Genomic DNA, 19544 nt, shown 5'->3' with positions numbered 1-19544 from the left:
CGAGTCGCTGCGCTCCTGCCCTCCGAAGAAGCCTATCCGTTTGCACTAGAGTCTCAGGCGGACATTTCACCCAGTCCGTCGTGGTGTAATCGGCAGCACCTCTGATTTTGGTTCAGATAGTTCAGGTTCGAGTCCTGGCGACGGAGCGAGCTCTCGGCGAGCGACAATTGGTTGGGAGCGAGCTCTCGGCGAGCGACCATTGGTTGGGAGCGAGCTCTCGGCGAGCGACTATCGGCTGCTGGGCGCATTTCTGGGAGGTCTCTGGTGACCACACATACGGACGCGGCCGTCCTGGTTCTGGCCGCCGGGGCCGGCACCCGCATGCGCTCTGACACCCCCAAGGTCTTGCACACCCTTGGCGGGCGCAGCATGCTCTCGCACGCCCTTCACGCGGTGGCGAGGGTCGCTCCCCAGCACCTGGTGGTCGTGCTCGGCAAGGACCGCGACCGCATCGGCCCAGTCGTCACCGGGCTGGCCGACGAATTGGGCCGCGCCGTCGGGATCGCAGTACAGGAACAGCAGCTGGGCACCGGGCACGCGGTGCTGTGCGGCCTGTCCGGGCTGCCCGCGGATTTCGCCGGCACCGTCGTCGTGACGTCGGGGGACGTGCCGCTGCTGGACGCCGAGACCCTGGCCGAGCTGATCGCCATCCATCGCGGCCAACGCGCGGCGGCGACCATCGTGACCACGACGCTGCCCAACGCGACCGGGTACGGCCGGATCCTGCGTACCCAGGACGGCGAGGTCATCGCCATCGTGGAGGAAACCGACGCCACCCCGCAGCAGCGCGCCATCCGCGAGGTCAACGCCGGTGTCTACGCCTTCGACATCGGCGAACTGCGGTCGGCGCTGAGCCGGCTGTCGGCCGACAACGCCCAGCACGAGCTTTACCTGACCGACGTCATCTCGATCCTGCGAGCCGACCATCGCGTCGTGCACGCCAAGCACGTCGACGACGCGGCCCTGGTTGCCGGGGTCAACGACCGGGTCCAGCTCTCGGAGCTGGCCCGCGAACTCAACCGCCGGGTGGTGGCCGCCCATCAGCGCGCCGGCGTCACCGTCGTCGACCCGCTGACCACCTGGATCGACGTCGACGTCGAGATCGGACCCGACACCGTCATCGCCCCCGGCACCCAGCTGCTCGGCGCCACCTCGATCGGCTCCGGCTGCACCATCGGCCCGGACACCACGCTCACCACGATGGAGATCGGCGACGGCGCCACGGTTATCCGCACCCACGCCGAGCTGTCGGTGATCGGCGACCGGGCCACGGTCGGCCCGTTCACCTACCTGCGCCCCGGCACCCAACTCGGGGTGGCCGGCAAGCTCGGGACGTTCGTCGAGACCAAGAACGCGGTCATCGGGGCAGGCACCAAGGTGCCGCACCTGACCTACGTGGGCGACGCCGACATCGGCGAGTACAGCAACATCGGCGCGTCCAGCGTGTTCGTCAACTACGACGGCGAGAACAAGAGCCGCACCACCATCGGCTCACACGTGCGCACCGGCTCGGACACCATGTTCGTCGCCCCGGTCACCGTCGGCGACGGCGCCTACACGGGCGCGGGCACGGTACTGCGCGACGATGTGCCGCCCGGCGCGCTGGCAGTGTCGGCCGGGCCGCAGCGCAATATCGAGGACTGGGTGCAGCGCAAGCGGCCCGGCAGTGCGGCGGCGCAGGCCGCCGCCAAGGCCAAACAGGCCGCATCGGACGCCGCAACGCAGTGATCGACGTCGCTAGATGTTGCCTTTTTGGTAACCCGGGGATGTAGCACCGTACGATTGGCCCGTATCGATCTCCGACCGGCAAGGGCAGCGCACAGTGGGCACGGACTGGACCGACAACCGCAAAAATCTGATGCTCTTCTCGGGCCGAGCGCACCCGGAGCTGGCCGAACAGGTCGCCAAGGAGCTCGACATCGAGGTCACTGCGCAGACCGCACGAGACTTCGCCAATGGTGAGATCTTCGTCCGCTTCGACGAATCGGTGCGCGGCTGCGACGCTTTCGTCCTGCAGTCCCATCCCGCGCCGCTGAACAAGTGGCTGATGGAACAGCTGATCATGATCGACGCGCTCAAGCGCGGCAGCGCCAAGCGGATCACCGCGATCCTGCCGTTTTACCCGTACGCCCGCCAGGACAAGAAGCACCGCGGCCGCGAACCGATCTCGGCCCGCCTGGTCGCCGATCTCTACAAGACCGCCGGCGCCGACCGCATCGTCACCGTTGACCTGCACACCGACCAGATTCAGGGCTTCTTCGACGGCCCGGTCGACCACATGCGGGCCCAGCCGCTGCTGACCGGTTACATCAGAGACAACTACAACTGCGAGGACGTCGTCGTGGTCTCGCCGGACTCCGGCCGGGTGCGGGTCGCCGAGAAGTGGGCCGACGCGCTGGGTGGCACACCGCTGGCGTTCATCCACAAGACCCGCGACCCGAAGGTACCCAACCAGGTGGTGTCCAACCGGGTCGTCGGGGACGTGGCGGGCAAGACCTGTGTGTTGACCGACGACATGATCGACACCGGCGGCACCATCGCCGGCGCGGTCAAGCTGCTGCACAACGACGGCGCCCGCGACGTCATCATCGCCGCCACCCACGGCGTGCTGTCGGACCCGGCCCGCGAGCGACTGGCCGACAGCGGTGCGCGCGAAATCATCGTCACCAACACCCTGCCGATCGATGAGGCCAAGCGGTTCCCGCAGCTGACGGTGCTGTCCATCGCGCCCCTACTGGCCCGGACTATCCGCGCAGTCTTTGAAAACGGTTCGGTGACAGGCCTTTTCGATGGAGATGCGTAGCGTTGTCCAGCACCATCTATCACAATCCACGTTGCAGTACCTCCCGTAAGACCCTGGACCTGCTGCGCACCAACGGCATTGAGCCCAAGGTTGTCGAGTACCTGAAGACGCCGCCGTCGCGCGCCGAGATCGCCAAGCTGATCGCCGACGCCGGCATCGATGTGCGCGCGGGCGTACGCAAGCGGGAATCGCTCTACACCGAGCTGAATCTCGCCGAGGCAAGCGATGACGAGCTGCTGGACGCCATGGCGGCCAACCCGATCCTCATCGAGCGTCCGTTCGTGGTGACTCCCAAAGGCACCCGCCTGGCCCGGCCGATCGAATCGGTCCAAGAAATTCTGTGAGAGCGCGTAGCGCAGCGCTTGTCCTCGCGCTGGCCATGACCGTGGCGGCGTGCGGTTCGACGCCGCCGGACTATTCCTCGGTATGGACCACACCGGCGACGACGACGGCGCCCCCCACCACCTCGGGCAAGCCGCAGCCGATCGCCGAATATCTCTACGGCGTTGGGGTTACCGGCGAGCAGATTCCGCTGGACAAGCTCACCGACATCACCGTGACGCTGCCACGTCCGCCTGGCTGGACCAAGTACTCGAACTCGAACTTCTCCCCAGGCACCGAAGTGATCGCCAAGAACAACACCTATCCGACGGCGATGGTGATCGTGTTCAAGTTGAGCGGCAACTTCGACGTGGGCGAGGCGCTCAAGCACGCCGGCGCCGATGCCGAGATGTCGCAGAACTTCACCAAGCTCAACGCCTCCAACGCCGATTTCGATGGCTTCCCGTCCTCGATGATCGAGGGCAGCTACGACCTCAACGGCAAGCGCCTGCATTCCTACAACCGGGTGGTGATCCCGGTGACCCCGGCGCCGGCCTTCCAGCGCTATCTGGTGCAGCTGACGGTGACGACGCTGGCCGATCAAGCCGCCGCCGCATCCGACGATGTCGAGGCAATCATCAAGGGCTTCACTGTCGCCCTCAAGTAGCGTCCCCCGGCCCCCTAGAGTGGTCGGTATGAGTTGGTCCGCTGCAGATTTGCCGTCGTTCGCCGGACGCACCGTCATCGTCACCGGAGCCAACAGCGGGTTGGGTCTGGTCACCGCGCGAGAGCTCGCGCGCGTCGGCGCACACGTCATCCTGGCGTGCCGCAACGAGAGCAAGGGCGCCGAAGCCGCCGCAACCATGACCGGCGATGTCGAGGTGCGCAGTCTCGATCTGCAGGATCTGGCCTCGATCAAGGAATTCGCGGACGGCGTGCAGAACGCCGACGTGCTGATCAACAACGCCGGCATCATGGCCGTCCCGTACGCCGTGACCAAAGACGGTTTCGAGAGCCAGATCGGCACCAACCACCTGGGCCACTTCGCGCTGACCAACCTGCTGCTGCCGAAGATCACCGATCGCGTGGTCACGGTGTCGTCGTTCATGCATCTGCTGGGCAAGATCAGCCTCAAGGACCTGAACTGGAAGGCCAGGCCCTACTCGGCGTGGCTGGCTTACGGCCAGTCCAAGCTGGCCAACCTGCAATTCACCAGCGAACTGCAGAGGCGCCTGGACGTGGCCGGCTCGACGGTGAAGTCCCACGCCGCTCATCCCGGCTACTCGGCCACCAACTTGCAGGGTCAGACCGGCAACCGGCTGGGCACCAGGATCTGGGACACCGGCAATGCGCTACTGGCCACCAGCGCCGACTTCGGCGCCCGCCAGACGCTGTACGCGGCCAGCCAGGCCCTGCCGGGCAACAGCTTCATCGGACCCAAGTTCGCCATGCGAGGGCAGACCGGCCAGTCACCGCGCAGTCCGCTGGCCAGCAATCAGACCACCGCCAAGGCGCTCTGGCGGCTATCCGAGCAGCTCACAGCCATCGAATTTCCACTCTGAGCCTTCCGTCGGCTACCCTGGGGCCCGCGTCACGGCGAGGGTGGTCCAGCCACCGTTATCGACGAGGCAACCTTCTCGATTGGTGCCTGCCTTCTCCGTGCGGATGACCCACAACAGGCAATTCAGGAGCACCGATCATGGCCTCAGGCAGCACCAACAAGCTCACCGCAGACGTGCGGGACAAGACCGGCAAGGGCGCATCGCGCCAGGCCCGCCGCGACGGCAAGGTTCCCGCCGTTCTGTACGGCCACGGCGCCGAGCCGCAGCACCTCGAGCTCAGCGCCCGTGACTTCGCCGCGGTCCTGCGCCACTCTGGCACCAACGCCGTGCTCGCCCTGGACATCAACGGCAAGGAACAGCTTGCCCTGACCAAGGCGCTGACCGTGCACCCGATCCGCCGCACCATCCAGCATGCCGACCTGGTGATCGTCCGTCGCGGCGAGAAGGTGACCGTCGAGGTCAACGTCCACCTCGAAGGCGACGCCGCCTCCGGCACCCTGGTCACCCAGGACGCCACCGCCATCGAGATCGAGGCCGAGGCGCTGTCGATCCCGGAGCAACTGGTCGTCTCGATCGAAGGCGCCGAGGAAGGCACCCAGATCACTGCCGGACAGGTCGAGCTGCCTGCCGGTGTCACGCTGGTCAGCGATCCCGAGCTGCTGCTGGTGAACATCGTCGCCGCACCGTCGGCTGAGGAGCTGGAGTCCGAGGGCGGCGGCGAGTCGGTCGAGGAGCAGGCCGCCGGGGCGGCAGAGGCTGCTGGTGGCGGGAGCGAGTCGGCCGAGGCCGAGTAAGCCCGAATGGCCGAACCCCTGCTGGTTGTCGGCCTCGGCAACCCGGGTCCGCAGTACGCCAAGACCCGGCACAACCTCGGCTTCATGGTGGCCGACTTGCTGGCCGGTCGCATGGGCGCACAGTTCAAGGTGCACAAGCGGTCTGGTGCCGAGATCGTGACCGGTCGGCTCGGTCATCGTCCCGTCGTGCTGGCCAAGCCGCGCACCTACATGAACGAGTCCGGACGTCAGGTCGGCCCGTTGGCCAAGTTCTACTCGGTGATGCCGACTGACATCATCGTCATCCACGATGAGCTCGACATCGACTTCGGCCGGATCCGGCTGAAGCTCGGTGGCGGCGAGGGTGGCCACAACGGACTGCGGTCGGTGGCTAATTCGCTGGGTACCAAGAACTTTCAGCGGGTGCGCATCGGGGTCGGCCGCCCGCCGGGGCGCAAGGACCCCGCGGCGTATGTGCTGGAGCCCTTCACCGCCACCGAACGTCCGGAGGTGCCGGCGATCTGCGAGCAGGCCGCCGATGCCACCGAGCTACTGATCGAGGTTGGCTTGGAGACCGCCCAGAACCAGGTGCATGCCTGGTAAAGGAGCCGCTGGGCCGGCGACATCAGCGCCGGAGCCGCTGGGCCGGCGACATTAGCGAAAGTGGCGTAAGGATTCACCGGGCGGGCGTCAGGATTCCGTAGAGATCGCTGACCTGGCGAGGCTGGCGACGTAGACCTGAATGCGTGAGTATTTCCCGTGTTTGGGGTTCCTTCGACTCCTATCCGGCGCGCTATGGCGTGGCCCGCTACCGCCTGGTCGTATTCCCACCCGGTATCACCGCCCGCGAACGGCGGATCTTGCGGGTCTGGCGCGGCTGGCCGCTATGGGGTGCCGTGTTGTGGGTGGGCCTACAGATCGGCGGCGAGTTGGCCGGCATGCCCGAGACGGCACTGATCGCCGGATCGATGATCTATATCGCGGTAGGCGCGGCGACGTTTGCACTGGCGGACGACACCCGGGGGCGGGTACGTACCCTGTGGGCCATCACTACCGCTGGCCACGGCCACGATGAAGCTGACCGACGGTATTCGATGTTACGCATGCTGGTGCGCACTCTCGACCACGCCGACCTCGATCTGGAAGAGGGCCGGATCACGCTGCTACAGCACGAGGCCCGGTGGTGGCAGGTCTACGACGTGCTCGACGCCATGGCACCGGCACCTTCACCACGAACCACCGACACGCCCAGTGCGAGCAGCGCGGCCACCTCGAATCCGGCGATCCCCCGTTCCACCAAACCGAGCGGGATCAACATCCACCACCGTTGACCGGTCACCATGCCGACCACGATGGCTCCGAACAGTACTGCCAGCCAGCCGATTCCGATCACAGCGAGCCATCTGGCGGCTCGGACTTCACCGGCCCGGCCGCGAGCGATCAACAGCACCGCCAGCGGCAGGGCGACGAACGCGACCAGAGTCGCGATCCGGTGCACGGTTCCGGAAGCACTCGGCCCAGTGACCCAGTTGTGCTTGGGGAACGCCACCACAGCCACCAGGCCCAGCACCCACAGCGTCATCAACGCCGAGCCGGCCGACAGCGGCCGCACCTGTCCAGACCGGATCAGGCCGCAGAGCAGCGCGGCCGAACCGGCAGCCAGCGCCAGCACCGCTACGACGAAAGCCCAACTGCCCGAGGTGTACACGTATTCGGAGATGGTTGCCGCGCGAAGTTGCCCACGACGGGACTGCTGCCCACCGAGCGTGGCGTCGAGGGCGAGCACCACGACCATTGGCAACACCGCACCCAACACACCGATCCAGCCGAGCGCGCGCACCATCGGCCCAGCCTACGCGCGGCCCCGCAGCCCGCTGTCGACAACCTTGACCGGCTTGTGCGGGTAGCGCCGCTCGGCATGCGCCTTTGCGGCTGAATTCGGTAGCACGTACAGGGTTTCGGGCTTCTCCTGTAGCGGTCGCAGGACGAGATCCATGAACCCCTTGCGATCCTCGAGATAGGGCTCGATGACATCCTCGCCGGCCGGACAGACCGCCAGGCAGTAAGCGGCCTTGTAGTTCGGCTTGAAAGAGAGGCTCTGCCACATCGAGGCGTTCTCCGAATCGGTTACGCGGGAACGGAAGTCGTCGGCATCCTCGCTATCGGCGATGGTTTGCACCCAGTCGGTGAATCCACCCATGAATTCGCGATAGTTGTGCACCGAGCAGGCGACGAAGTCGAATTCCCCATCCTTCTTGATGGCGCCGACCGGGCAGGCCGCGACGCAGAGCTTGCATTCCAGGCACGGCGAATAGTCCAATGGTGCACCGTAACTGCTGACTGGCGCGTCGACGAGAACGGTGGCCAGCAGGATGAAGTTACCGAACTTCGGGTGGATGACGTTGCGGTGGATTCCCATCACGCCCAGACCGGCGGCCACCGCGACGGGCTTGTGCGCGACCACCCAGATCCGGCCCGGGTAGCGGTCCATCTCCATCGGAAAGGTGGCCGACGGGTTGAGCACACGGTGACCGACGTCCTGCAACGCGCGGGTGATCCGGTGGGCGGCCTCGTTGATCAGCTCGCCGGTGCGGTGAAACTCCTGGTTGGCCACGCTGCGCGCGACGGACCGCACATTGTCGCGGTTCATCCGCACGACCAGGCTGATGTAGCTCCTGGTCCCCGGCAGGGCCGCCTCGACATGCTCACGTTCACTGGCCAGCTCAGGGTTATCCACGCTGGCGAACGCCACGTCGTCGGCGCCGGCAGCCAGGCACAGCTCACGCAGCCAGTCGGCGTCGATCACCCGTGGCGGTTCCTGGCGCTCGCGGGCGCGCACCGCCTGCACGGTCGGATGTTCGGCCAATCGCGGCGGCAGGTTCATAGCTGAGTACAGTACACCATACTCAGATGGGTGGTCTCGCCGTGATCGACAACACCTCGTCGAGCGGAATATTGGTTACCTAAGTAAAGTTGTTTGCGACCATGCTCTGCCTCCCCCCGCCCGCATATCCGCTCTGCACAGCGAGTCCCGCCCTCGGTGCGGAAGCCGGGAGACAACGCTAATGCGCCAGGGCCCGTTGGCCGGACGCTATCCGGCGGTGGCCGCCATGGTCACCCTCGCGCTGATCCCCTACCTCGCGCTATCCGCCGCGCTCGACCCACTGGTGCCGATCATCTCCGCGCAGCTGCACATGACGACCCAGGCGATGGCGCTGAGCTCGGGTCTGGGGAACGCGGCCTACGCCGTGGGCACGGTGCTCGCCGTCCAATTCGCCCAGCACCTGCCCCAGCGGCGCATGCTGGTGGGGTACGCGGTCGTGCTGGTCATCGGTTCGGTCATCGCGGCGGCCGCACCCAACGCAACGGCATTCATCGTCGGCCACGTCCTGCAGGGCTTGGCGACCAGCATGCTGTTGATCGCCGCGGCACCGCCGCTCACGATCGGGTTCCCTCGCGAGAAGCTCCGCAACACCGCGGTGATCATGAACATGTGCGTCTTCGGGGCCGTCGCCCTCGGACCGTTCATCGGCGGGGTGCAGGCCGAAGCGCACGCTTGGCGGCCGTTGTTCTGGATCGTCGCGGTAATCGCCCTGCTGGCACTAATTCTCGCGGCCCTGACCTTCGACGATGCGCCGCCCGCCGATCGCGAGGCCCCATGGGATCTGACGGCGATCATGCTGGCCGCCGTCGGCTGCACGGCCGCATTCGTGGGCGCCGCGCAGCTGACGAGTCACGAGTTTTCCGACGTGGCGGTGACCGGACCGATGTTCGGCGGTCTGGTCCTGATCGTGGCGCTGATCGTCTACCAGTTCCGGGCACGTCGGCCGCTGCTGACCATCCGCACGATGATGACGAGCGCGATTCCGGTCGCCGGCGTGGGTGTCGCGCTGTTCGCCGCGGCGGCCTCGGTGGCGGCGACCGTACTGACCGCGTCGGTCTTCATGCAACACTTCAGCCCGGTCGAGGTCGGCCTGCTGTACCTGCCCGAGCTGGGCGGCGCGCTGGTCATGGCCGTGGTCTTCGGCATCGTGATTTCCCGTCGCGCCATGCACTTCCTGCCGCTCGTCGGCATGGCCCTGCTGGCGGCCGGTATCGCGGTGTTCCGGGCCTCTCTTCCCGCGAATGTGCCACTGGCGCTTGTCGGTTCCGCGCTGACGGGTCTGGCCCTTGGCGCCACGGTCGCGCCCGCGTTGTTCGTCGCCGGGTTCTCCCTGCAGTCCAACAGTTTGCAACGGGTTTTCGCGATCATCGAACTGCTGCGCGCGGTCGCGGCGTTCATGGTGGCCCCGATCTTCGCCCACCTGGCGACGCGATACTCCGGCGACCTCCTGGAAGGAACCGGCGTCGCACTGTGGGTTGGGTTCGCGCTCGCGATCGGGGGCGCCGTGTTCGGCGTCGCGATTTACGCACTGAGCGGTGCGCGGCCGCAGACGCCGGACCTCGACGAGTTTCTCGACGGCGACTCCCCCGCTTGGTATTCGCCTCCCCTGCTCGCGCGGCTGCGCCGGCTACAGCCGGCCCTATCCCCGCTCGTCGCAGCGGACCGGGCGGCACTGGCCCCGAATCGCCACCCACCAGCCCCGACCGGGCCCGTACTGTTCGCCTACGACGGGTCAGAACTGGCAGGCCACGCGATAACGAAAGCCGCCGAACAACTTTCGCCTCGCGATGCGGTCGTGGTCTGCGTGTGGCAGCCCGTTGACGTCGGGTTCACCCCACTGGACAACCAGCCATTCGACGCCGACCGGGCCAGCCAAGTACGGCTGGCTGCCGAGCGGACCGCCGCCCACGGCGCAGTACTGGCAGACGCAGCCGGATTCCGATCGTGCAGTGTGACGATCGAAGCATCGCCAACGTGGCAGGGCATCGTCGAAGCCGCCGACGCGCACCAGGCCACCGTGATCGTGCTCGGCCCCCATCGCCGCAACGGCCTGCTCGGCCACCTGCAGGGAAGTGTTGCCGCGGCCGTCGTCGCCCACACCGACACCCCGGTTCTGCTGATCCCCGAACCGTCGACCACGCGCTCAACCCAGAGACCGTCGTCGCGCACCGCCGCCGAGGTAGCGTCGGGGGCGTGAATACCCTGCGCGACCCGAAGGTGGCCTCGGTCATCGACCGCATGTACAGCGAAGCAAGCGACCAGATGGCGCAACTGCACGAGCGCGGCGCCCAATTGATCAAGGCGACCACCGCACAGGAGCGCGCCGATGCGTTCAGCGACTTCTATCTGCCGGTGACCCCGGAGTCCGGCCAACTGCTCTACACACTCGTCCGCGCGACCCGGCCCGCACTCGTGGTGGAGTTCGGAATGTCGTTGGGGCTCTCGGCAATTCATCTAGCCAGCGCGGTGCGCGATAACGGCGTCGGGCGGGTGGTGACCACCGAACTCAGCGCCGCCAAGGTCGTCGCCGCCAGGGCCAGCTTCGCTGAGGTCGGCCTCGACGACGTGATCACCGTCCTGGAGGGCGACGCGCTGCAGACCCTGGCCGGCATCGAGGAGCCGGTGGACTTCGTGCTGCTCGACGGATGGAAGGATCTCTACGTCCCGGTCATCGCGCTACTGCAGCCAAAGCTGAGCCCGGGCGCACTCGTCATCGCCGACAATACCGGCCTACCCGACGCCCAGCCTTATGTGGACTACATCCGCGAACCGGCGAACGGCTATGTGGGCGTAAGCTTCCCGGTTCGGAACTCCGACGCCATGGAGATCAGCTGCCGCACCTGACGCCACGGTTGTCCGACCTAGGTGACCAGCGCCACCGAGTTCGCGCGACGCAGCTTCCCCGACGGAGTCTTCGGGATGGTGCCCGGCCCGAGGACCACGACATTGCGGGGCCGCACGTCGACCTCGGCGACCACCTCGTGGGCCACCTCATGCTCGATGCGTCGCACCACGGCCGGGTCCTGCCAGGCGTTGGATTCGACGGCCACCGCGAACGTCTCGCGGGAGTGGCCGGCGTCGAGCCGCACTGCGACCGCACACCCGGGGCGCACCCCTTCGACACGGCTGGCGGCCCGCTCGATGTCGGTCGGGTAGATGTTGCGGCCGGCCATGATGATGACGTCCTTGACGCGACCGCACACCACGACGTGGCCGTTCTCCAGCAGGTAGCCGAGGTCACCGGTGTCGTACCAGCCGTGCTCGTCCTGGGCGGGCACGAAGCCGCCCATGGTGATGTAGCCCGGGGTCAGCGACTCACCGCGGAGCTCGATGATGCCCACACCACGCGCCGGCAGCACGTTGCCGTCCTCGTCGACGATGCGCGCCTCGAGGTCGGTCAGCAGCGGGCCGAGGGTGGCCAGGCGACGGGTGTTGCCCTTGGCTGCGGGCACTGCGCGGCGCAGCGCCGCCAGCAGGTCGGCGTCGACCTCGTCGACCACCAGTCCGGCGTCGCATTCGGAGAACGACACGGCCAACGTGGTCTCGGCCATGCCGTACGCGGGCAGGATCGCCGATTCCCGCAGCCCGAACGGCTTACCCGCGTCCAGCAGGTCTTCGACATCGGCGGGCTCCACCGGCTCAGCGCCGGAGAGCGCGAACCGCAGGGTGGACAGATCGAACTCGCCGGGCTTGGCCTGGCGGCGCAGCCGCTTGGCGAACAGCGCGTAGGCGAAGTTCGGCGCCGCGGTCATGGTGCCCTTGTACTTGTCGATGAGCTTGGCCCACAGCAGGGTGTCGCGCAGGAAGTCCATCGGGGTGACCTTGACCAGCTCGGCACCGAAGTACATCGGGATCGTCAGGAACCCGACCATGCCCATGTCATGGAAGCAGGGCAGCCAGCTGACCATGACATCGTTGTCGATGTCGTACTTGGCGCCGATGAACATCGCCTCGGCGTTGGAGTGAATGTTGCGGTGGGTGATCACCACCGCCTTGGGCGATCCGGTCGATCCGGACGTCAGCTGCATCAGCGCGACATCGTCTTCGGAGGTCTCGACCGGGTCGATGGGCTCGGCGGCCAGCAGCGCCTCCACCGTGAGCACCTTGACGCCGCGCTCCTCGAGCACCGGCACGGCGATCAGGAACGGGTCGGAGACAATGACGGCCTTGGCCTCGATCATGTCGATGACCATGGCGGTGTCCTTGGCCCACTGCTCCAGATCGGTGCGCGGGGTGGGCTGATGCAGCATCGTCAGACTGGCGCCACGCATCCACAGCGCCTGGGCGGTCGGCGCGATCTCGACCGGAGCGCCGGCCAGCACACCCACCGCATCGCCGAGGCCGACTCCCGCGGCTTCCAGGCCACCCGCAATGCGGCGGGCACGTTCGTGCACCTCCCACCAGGTGTGCCGCACCGGCTCGTTCGGCTCCCCGGTGACCATGCCCTTGCTGCTGGTCAAGGCACTGTGGAACATCTTGTCGGTGAAACGGCTCACGACGACCTCCTCGGCATGCGGAGCTGGCTGATCAGCGACGTTGAATTCATGCTCCACCTGCCGCAACGCACTGCATAGACGGCACGCCAGTACGACTGGGGAGCGGTTCGGTCTCAAAATGGTGATGGAGCGGAACAACAGCGGTACCGCCAGACCATCGCCCGCCCCGGATCGGGGTGGGCGACTTGCACATTTGCAGTGCCAGGCCGCTAGTCATCACCGTCGATCATCTTAAACTTCCCTTAAGTTACTGCCAAGTTTTAGACGGTAATGAGAAGCGCATCACAGTTTGGGAACCCGGAAGCCGGGCCCGGAGAACCTAGCTCGACACGATGCGTGCGCCGTGGACCGGGCCGCTGGCCACTCGCACGGTGCGGCACACGTCGGCGCCGGCCAATTCGGTACCGACGTCCACCGCCGCGGCCGCCGATTCGCACAGAAACGCGCAGGTCGGGCCGGATCCAGACACGATCCCGGCCAGCGCCCCCGCCTCGGCTCCGGCCCGCAGGGTCCGGCGCAGCCCCGGGTTGAGGCTCAACGCCGCCGCCTGCAGATCGTTGCCCAGCAGCGCGGCCAGCTCACGAGGGTTCCCGCCGGCCAGCGCGCCGAGAAGCGGCTCGGGGTCACTCAGCCGGGGCGGATCCCCAGCCTCACGTAGCCGGTCGATCTCGGTGTAGACCGCGGCGGTCGACAAGCCACCCTGACCGAAGGCCAGCACCCAGTGAAACGTGCTGCGGGCCAAAACCGTCGCCAGCTCCTCACCGCGGCCGGTGCCCAGCGCCGTGCCACCGTGCAGCGCGAAGGGGACATCGCTGCCCAGTCGCGCGGCCAGCGCGTGCAGGTCGCGGCGCGGCACGCCAAGCTCCCACAGATTGTTCATCGCCACCAGGACGGCCGCGGCGTCGGCGCTGCCGCCAGCCATCCCACCGGCCACCGGAATCGACTTCTCGATGGTGATCTCGATATCGGGTGCGCGCCCGACATGCTCGGCCATCAGCTCGGCCGCCTGCCAGGCGATGTTGCGCTCGTCAGCGGGCAGCTCGTCGGCACCCTCCCCCACCACGCGCAGGGACAGGACGTCGGCGTTGCGCACCGTCACCTCGTCGACCAGCGACACGGCGTGAAAGACGGTGGCGAGCTCGTGATAGCCGTCGGCCCGCCGATCACCGACCTCCAGGTACAGGTTCACCTTGCCCGGCACGCGTACGGTCACCGACCCGGTCGGCACCCATTCGGACGCGGTGGAGCCGTTGGACGGGGGCACCGGACGAGACTATCGCGCCGCGCGCGATTCCCCGGCCGGCCGCCGACCCGCGAACCTAAGGTCAAGGCGTGGCGCATCCCGGGCAGTCGTTCGCGGGCTACGTCGTCGAAGACCTGTTGGGCCGCGGCGGCGAGGCGGCGGTTTACCTCGCCCGCGGCGCGGGCCAGAGACATCCGCTCGTCGCGCTGAAGGTGCTCGACTCCCAGCACCGCGATCACCTCGCCACTGCCCGGCTAGCCAGGCAGTACCGCATCGCAGATCGCCTGCGGCACCGCCACATCGTGGCGGTCTACGACCACGGCGAACACTGGATGACGATGCAGTACGTCGACGGTGGAAACGCGACCCGACTGCCATCGCTGGAGGCAAAGCTCACCGCGCTCGGCCAGATCGCCACCGCCCTCGACTACGCCCACCACGACGGTGTCGTACACAGCGACGTCAAGCCGGCGAATATCCTTGTACATCAGGACTTTTCGAAACACGGCGCGGTACTCATCGACTTTGGCGTCGCGCATGTGCTCGCCGAGGATGTCTGGCATCGCCCCACCCAGGTGCTGGCGTCGCTCCCCTATGCCGCTCCCGAGCTCCTCCAGGGCCGCCTACCCCAGGCCGCGACCGACGAATACGCACTTGCCTGCACGGCACTGGAATTACTCACCGGCGCACCACCGTTCACCGCTGACGATCCATTAGCGCTCATCGATGCACACTTACACCTACCGCCGCCGGACGTGTCGCGACAGATCCCTTGGCTGACAAGGGGATTCGACACGGTCCTGGCCAGAGCCATCGCCAAAGACCCAGACCGGAGATACCCGTCATGCACCGAGTTGGTGCATCAGCTCGCCGAGACAGTGCGCCGCAGCGCTCAGAACACCTGAGCGGGCCGCGACGGGCCTGCCGGGGAATCGGTCGCACTGGGGAAGTCGACGGAACGCTGGAGCAGCCGGACGAAGTCGGCCACCGTCAGCGTCTCGCCGCGACGGGCGGGGTCGATGCTGGCGGCCAGCAGCCGCTCGGCGGACTCATTGCCCGTGCCGGCCCACTCCAGGAACGCATTGCGGGCGGTCTTACGACGCTGCGCGAAGGCGATGTCGACCAGATTGAACACCTTCTCGCGGAAGCCGTCGTCCTCCGGCCAAGGCGAAACCTCGTGGCGGTCGATGCGGACCAGACCCGAGTACACCCGCGGGATGGGCCAGAACACCGTCGGCGACACCATGCCGTAGCGGCGGACCTTGCCGAAGAACCGCACCTTGACGCTGGGCACGCCATAGTCCTTGCCACCGGGCTCAGCAGCCAGCCGCTCGGCCACCTCGGCCTGGACCATCACCATCACGGTCCGGATCGACGGGAATTCGGCGAGCAGATGCAGCAAGGCGGGCACGGCGATGTTGTACGGCAGGTTGGCGACCACGGCGGTCGGCTGCTCGGGCAGATCGGACCGTTCGATACCCAGGATGTCCCGGTTCAGCACGGTCAGCCGGTGAATCTCGCTGTGCGAATGCTCAGCAACCGTCTTGGGCAGGCGCGCTGCCAGCACCGGATCGATCTCGATGGCGCTCACGGTGGCGCCACGGTCCAGCAACGCCAACGTCAGTGAACCCAGGCCGGGCCCGACCTCCAAGACGTGGTCATGCTTGTTAATGCCAGAAGCCGAGACAATACGACGCACAGTATTTGCGTCGTGCACGAAATTCTGACCCAGAGATTTACGCGGCTTGAAGTCGAGTTCTTTCGCCAGATTTCTGATCTCGGTACGCCCGAGTAGACGAATTGTCACGATGCACCCCTACCACACACGGGCCACGCTCCCCAGCCTTGTCGCGAACGCGTTACTTCAGCAATTGCGATTTGTTCTTCTCTTGTTGCCAGATCGGCACGGCTAGCATAGCGCAGTCCGCCGTTCCTTTCCCAGGTGTTCTGATCAAATTGCACGCCGCCGTAGTAACCGTTGCCGGTATTGATCGCCCAGTTCCCGCCCGCTTCGCACCTGGAAATGGCATCCCAAATGGGTCCGTTGAGCACCTGAGGCACCTCGGTTCCCGGCTTGGCACCAACCCGCAGAACTGAATCACGGGCGGGGACAATGACGGTATTGGCAACGGGCAGCCGTCCGGTTTCCACACCGTTGACAGTCGCGACAGCAAAAGTTACGTCCTGCAGTCCGGGCGTCCCGGGATCTTGAACGACCTGGCGGCTCATGTTCATGGTCGGATCCTCGACCCGCTGGGCCACCGGCACCAGTGGCATCCGTTGGGTGACCTTCTCGACTCTCGTCCTGGTCACCTGGATCTGCATCCCAGCGATGACCGGGGAGGACGCCGCGGGAACGACCGAGTCAGCCTGCTCCAGCGGCACGCCGGCGGCGGCGAGCAGGCCCGCCACATTCGGGGCGGCCAGGTGGACCGTGCTCACCACGCCGCCATCGTTGATCTGCACTGTCTTGGCGCTGACCACGGGAAGGGCCATGCCCTCCAGGGGCAGCCTGCTGCCGCGCGAGGCCGCGGCCGGAGCGGTGTCGGTCATCCGCAGCTGGGCCAGGGCCTCGTCCACGGTCGACGCGGTGGTCCACACCTGCTTGGAATCCTGACCGTCGAGCGAGATCTGCAGCGGGCGGCTGCGCCGCAGCATGATCGTCTCGGCATCGTTGACCGCTTGGTTGGCTCCCGGGAAGAGGTCATCGCGGTCACCGACCGAGTAGCCATTCTCCTCGATGACGTCGATCACCCGCGACTTCATCGTGCTGACCTTCATCTGGGTGCCGTCGATGTTGAGGGTCACCGTCTTCTCGGAGATCACCGCGAACACCCCGGCACCGGCCAGCGTCAACAACACGGCGGCGGTGACGAGACGAAGGATCGGTGACGGCGACTGGTGAAGCTTGGTCAACGCATTCAAGTGTTCGATCCCAACTAGGCACTAAATAGAACAAGGGGCCAGCGGTGGCCCCCTTTGATCACAAGACGGTAACGAACCAGACCGGATCAGAGCAACCCGGGCCCACGGCTCTCAACAGACCCTTAGAGACCGTAGACCCGTCGCGCGGTCGCCGATGACTGCTCTGCCAGCAACTCTGCCGGCCGGTCGACGACCTCGGCCAGCGCGCGCACGGTGTAGGGCAGGCAGTAGGGCTCATTGGGTGCCCCGCGGTAGGGGTGCGGGGTCAGAAACGGGGCGTCGGTCTCCACCAGCAGCTGATCCGCCGGAATGAGCGCAGCCGCCGCCCGCAGGTCACGGGCGTTCTTGAAGCTGACTGTCCCGGACAGGCTCAGCACCCAGCCCGCCTCGACGCAGGTGCGCGCCATCTCCGGGCCTGAGGAGAAGCAGTGGAAGATGACGGTCTCCGGGGCGCCCTCGGCGCGCAGCACGTCGAGCACCTCGGCATCGGCGTCGCGGTTGTGGATCATCAGCGGTTTGCCGGTCCGCTTGGCCAGGTCGATGTGCCAGGCGAAGGATTCCCGCTGAGTCGAAGGTTCGGCACACCCGTCGAGCTTGCCCGGCCAGTACAGGTCCATGCCGGTCTCCCCGACCGCCACCACCCTTGGCTGCGCGGCCAGCCATTCCAGCTCGGCGCGCACATCCTCGGTAAGCGCGTCGGCACGAGTCGGGTGCAGGGCGACCGCGGCGTAGACGCGTGGATCCCAGGTGGCCGCCTCAGCAGCCCAGCGGGCGGCGTCCAGGTCATCGGCGATGGTCACTGCCGCCACCACTCCGGCGGCCTGCGCGCGGTCGAGGATCGCGCGGACGTCGTCGGCATCGCGGGCTCCGCAGGCATCCAGGTGCGTGTGGGCGTCGATCAACGGCGTCAGCGGAGGAGGTGGCGGAGGTGGCTCCCTCCTCTTGCCGCGGAGACTCACGCCCTACACCTTAGGGTGAACCCCAAATGAGTAAGCCGCCGTACTACCTCACCACCGCGATCGCGTACCCCAACGGTGCACCACACATCGGGCATGCGTACGAGTACATCGCGACCGACGCGATCGCCCGCTTCAAGCGCCTCGACGGCTTCGACGTGCGCTACTTGACCGGGACCGACGAGCACGGCCTGAAAATGGCGCAAACGGCCGCCGCCGAGGGCATTCCCACCGCCGAACTGGCCCGGCGCAACTCCAATGCGTTCCAGGCGATGCAGGAAAAGCTCGGGGCCTCGTTCGACCGCTTCATCCGGACCACCGACGCCGACCACATCGAGGCGTCGATCGAGATCTGGAAGCGGATGGACGCCGCCGGCGACATCTATCTCGACTCGTACTCGGGCTGGTACTCGGTACGCGACGAACGCTTCTATACCGAGGACGAACTCGAGACACGCGTCGACGGCAAGAAGTATTCGCTCGAGACCGGCACGCCCGTGACGTGGACCGAGGAGCAGACCTACTTCTTCCGGCTGTCGGCCTACACCGACCGGCTGCTGGCCCACTACGACGCACACCCGGAGTTCATCGCCCCGGACGTGCGCCGCAACGAGGTGGTCAGCTTCGTCTCCGGCGGCCTTCGCGACCTTTCGATCTCACGCACCACATTCGACTGGGGTGTGCCGGTACCAAACCATCCTGACCACGTCATGTACGTCTGGGTGGACGCGCTGACCAACTACCTCACCGGCGCCGGCTTCCCCGACACCGACTCCGAGGCGTTCCGCAAGTACTGGCCCGCAGACCTGCACATGATCGGCAAGGACATCATCCGGTTCCACGCCGTGTACTGGCCGGCGTTCCTGATGTCGGCGGGTATCGAGCTGCCGCGACGCGTTTTCGTCCACGGCTTCCTGCTCAACAGCGGCGAGAAGATGAGCAAGTCGGTGGGCAACGTAGTGGATCCCTTCGCGCTCATCGACGCCTTCGGGCTCGACCAGGTGCGCTACTTCCTGCTGCGCGAGGTCCCGTTCGGGCAGGACGGCAGCTACAACGAAGACGCCATCATCGGCCGGATTAACGCCGATCTGGCCAACGAGTTCGGGAACCTGGCGCAGCGCTCGCTGTCGATGGTCAACAAGAACCTCGACGCCAAGGTGCCCGAGCCCGGTGAGTTCACCGACGCCGACCGCGAGCTCTTGGCGCTCGCCGACGAGCTGTTGCCCAGGGTGCGCGCCCATTTCGACGTGCCCGCCATGCATCTGGCGCTGGAGGCGATCTGGGCGATGCTCGGCGCCGCCAACCGGTACTTCTCCGCGCAGGAACCGTGGGTGCTGCGCAAATCCGAATCGGAGGTCGACCAGATCCGCTTCCACACGGTTCTCTACGTGACACTCGAGGTGGTCCGGATCGCGGCGCTTCTGGTGCAACCGGTGATGCCGTCGTCCGCTGCCACCCTGCTCAACCTGCTCGGCCAGCCCGAATCGGAGCGCGATTTCGGCGCTATCAGCGTCCGGATCGCCCCCGGCATCGCGCTGCCAGCACCGACCGGCGTCTTTCCCCGCTACCAGGCCGAATGAG

18 protein-coding genes, 1 tRNA gene and 1 pseudogene are annotated in these 19544 nt (G+C 66.8%); 13 read left to right on the top strand and 7 right to left on the bottom strand.

Annotated elements, in window-relative coordinates:
- Nucleotides 1-74: 74 nt before the first annotated feature.
- From G6N38_RS16730 to G6N38_RS31095, 9 genes and pseudogenes are all read left to right on the top strand, one after another.
- Nucleotides 75-146, top strand: a tRNA-Gln gene (locus G6N38_RS16730).
- Between the two features lie 175 nt (nucleotides 147-321).
- A complete protein-coding gene (gene glmU / locus G6N38_RS16725) occupies nucleotides 322-1728 on the top strand; it encodes a bifunctional UDP-N-acetylglucosamine diphosphorylase/glucosamine-1-phosphate N-acetyltransferase GlmU (RefSeq protein WP_246228030.1) in 1407 nt (468 codons plus the stop codon).
- A gap of 94 nt (nucleotides 1729-1822) precedes the next feature.
- The gene (locus G6N38_RS16720) at nucleotides 1823-2803 is read left to right on the top strand and encodes a ribose-phosphate diphosphokinase (RefSeq protein ID WP_163749231.1); all 981 of its coding nucleotides are present in this window, start codon (nucleotides 1823-1825) and stop codon (nucleotides 2801-2803) included.
- 2 nt (nucleotides 2804-2805) lie between these two features.
- Nucleotides 2806-3147: an arsenate reductase (glutaredoxin) gene (gene arsC / locus G6N38_RS16715; RefSeq protein ID WP_163749230.1), complete on the top strand. Its 342-nt coding sequence runs from the start codon at nucleotides 2806-2808 to the stop codon at nucleotides 3145-3147.
- A gap of 35 nt (nucleotides 3148-3182) precedes the next feature.
- Complete coding sequence (locus G6N38_RS16710) at nucleotides 3183-3791, top strand: LpqN/LpqT family lipoprotein (protein WP_163752061.1); 609 nt, start codon at nucleotides 3183-3185, stop codon at nucleotides 3789-3791.
- 28 nt (nucleotides 3792-3819) lie between these two features.
- The gene (locus tag G6N38_RS16705; RefSeq protein ID WP_163749229.1) at nucleotides 3820-4686 is read left to right on the top strand and encodes an oxidoreductase; all 867 of its coding nucleotides are present in this window, start codon (nucleotides 3820-3822) and stop codon (nucleotides 4684-4686) included.
- 137 nt (nucleotides 4687-4823) lie between these two features.
- Nucleotides 4824-5480 carry a 50S ribosomal protein L25/general stress protein Ctc gene (locus G6N38_RS16700; RefSeq protein WP_163749228.1) on the top strand — a complete coding sequence of 219 codons (657 nt, stop codon included), beginning with the start codon at nucleotides 4824-4826 and terminating at the stop codon, nucleotides 5478-5480.
- A gap of 6 nt (nucleotides 5481-5486) precedes the next feature.
- Nucleotides 5487-6062: an aminoacyl-tRNA hydrolase gene (gene pth, locus G6N38_RS16695; RefSeq protein ID WP_163749227.1), complete on the top strand. Its 576-nt coding sequence runs from the start codon at nucleotides 5487-5489 to the stop codon at nucleotides 6060-6062.
- 143 nt (nucleotides 6063-6205) lie between these two features.
- Nucleotides 6206-6610: pseudogene (locus G6N38_RS31095) on the top strand (DUF6611 family protein); the annotation flags it as partial.
- A 41-nt stretch (nucleotides 6611-6651) separates the two neighbouring features.
- On the opposite strand, the gene G6N38_RS16690 reads toward G6N38_RS31095, so the two are convergent.
- Together G6N38_RS16690 and G6N38_RS16685 are read right to left on the bottom strand one after the other, a co-directional pair.
- Nucleotides 6652-7302 (bottom strand): DUF998 domain-containing protein, encoded by a 651-nt coding sequence (locus G6N38_RS16690; protein WP_163749226.1) that lies wholly within the window; start codon nucleotides 7300-7302, stop codon nucleotides 6652-6654.
- A gap of 9 nt (nucleotides 7303-7311) precedes the next feature.
- Nucleotides 7312-8343, bottom strand: coding sequence for an epoxyqueuosine reductase (locus G6N38_RS16685; RefSeq protein WP_163749225.1), 1032 nt, complete (start codon nucleotides 8341-8343; stop codon nucleotides 7312-7314).
- Nucleotides 8344-8524: 181 nt separating this feature from the next.
- Between G6N38_RS16685 and G6N38_RS16680 the strand changes: the two genes are divergently transcribed.
- A complete protein-coding gene (locus G6N38_RS16680) occupies nucleotides 8525-10540 on the top strand; it encodes a universal stress protein (protein WP_163749224.1) in 2016 nt (671 codons plus the stop codon).
- Between the two features lie 41 nt (nucleotides 10541-10581).
- On the top strand, nucleotides 10582-11187 hold the full coding sequence (locus G6N38_RS16675; protein ID WP_163752060.1) for an O-methyltransferase: 606 nt from the start codon (nucleotides 10582-10584) through the stop codon (nucleotides 11185-11187).
- A gap of 17 nt (nucleotides 11188-11204) precedes the next feature.
- Here the strand turns inward: G6N38_RS16675 and G6N38_RS16670 are convergent, their stop codons facing one another.
- Together G6N38_RS16670 and G6N38_RS16665 are read right to left on the bottom strand one after the other, a co-directional pair.
- Nucleotides 11205-12839: a fatty acyl-AMP ligase gene (locus G6N38_RS16670; RefSeq protein WP_163749223.1), complete on the bottom strand. Its 1635-nt coding sequence runs from the start codon at nucleotides 12837-12839 to the stop codon at nucleotides 11205-11207.
- A gap of 319 nt (nucleotides 12840-13158) precedes the next feature.
- Nucleotides 13159-14103 carry a 4-(cytidine 5'-diphospho)-2-C-methyl-D-erythritol kinase gene (locus G6N38_RS16665; RefSeq protein ID WP_163749222.1) on the bottom strand — a complete coding sequence of 315 codons (945 nt, stop codon included), beginning with the start codon at nucleotides 14101-14103 and terminating at the stop codon, nucleotides 13159-13161.
- Nucleotides 14104-14171: 68 nt separating this feature from the next.
- Between G6N38_RS16665 and G6N38_RS16660 the strand changes: the two genes are divergently transcribed.
- On the top strand, nucleotides 14172-14987 hold the full coding sequence (locus tag G6N38_RS16660; protein WP_163749221.1) for a serine/threonine-protein kinase: 816 nt from the start codon (nucleotides 14172-14174) through the stop codon (nucleotides 14985-14987).
- Here the strand turns inward: G6N38_RS16660 and rsmA are convergent.
- The 3 genes from rsmA to G6N38_RS16645 all read right to left on the bottom strand — a co-directional run bounded on the left by rsmA (nucleotide 14975) and on the right by G6N38_RS16645 (nucleotide 17966).
- Nucleotides 14975-15889, bottom strand: coding sequence for a 16S rRNA (adenine(1518)-N(6)/adenine(1519)-N(6))-dimethyltransferase RsmA (gene rsmA, locus G6N38_RS16655; protein ID WP_163749220.1), 915 nt, complete (start codon nucleotides 15887-15889; stop codon nucleotides 14975-14977). The two genes, G6N38_RS16660 and rsmA, sit on opposite strands and share 13 nt — an antisense overlap.
- Complete coding sequence (locus G6N38_RS16650) at nucleotides 15886-17007, bottom strand: resuscitation-promoting factor (protein WP_197748092.1); 1122 nt, start codon at nucleotides 17005-17007, stop codon at nucleotides 15886-15888. The genes rsmA and G6N38_RS16650 overlap by 4 nt, the downstream gene beginning before the upstream one ends.
- Nucleotides 17008-17129: 122 nt before the next feature.
- Complete coding sequence (locus G6N38_RS16645) at nucleotides 17130-17966, bottom strand: TatD family hydrolase (protein WP_163749219.1); 837 nt, start codon at nucleotides 17964-17966, stop codon at nucleotides 17130-17132.
- Between the two features lie 26 nt (nucleotides 17967-17992).
- On the opposite strand from G6N38_RS16645, the gene metG reads away from it, so the two are divergent.
- Nucleotides 17993-19543 (top strand): methionine--tRNA ligase, encoded by a 1551-nt coding sequence (gene metG, locus G6N38_RS16640; RefSeq protein ID WP_163749218.1) that lies wholly within the window; start codon nucleotides 17993-17995, stop codon nucleotides 19541-19543.
- Nucleotide 19544 lies beyond the last annotated feature (1 nt).

It is taken from the genome of Mycolicibacterium helvum (genome assembly GCF_010731895.1).
Classification (GTDB): Bacteria; Actinomycetota; Actinomycetes; order Mycobacteriales; family Mycobacteriaceae; genus Mycobacterium; species Mycobacterium helvum.
This window is presented reverse-complemented; position numbering and strand designations above follow the sequence as displayed.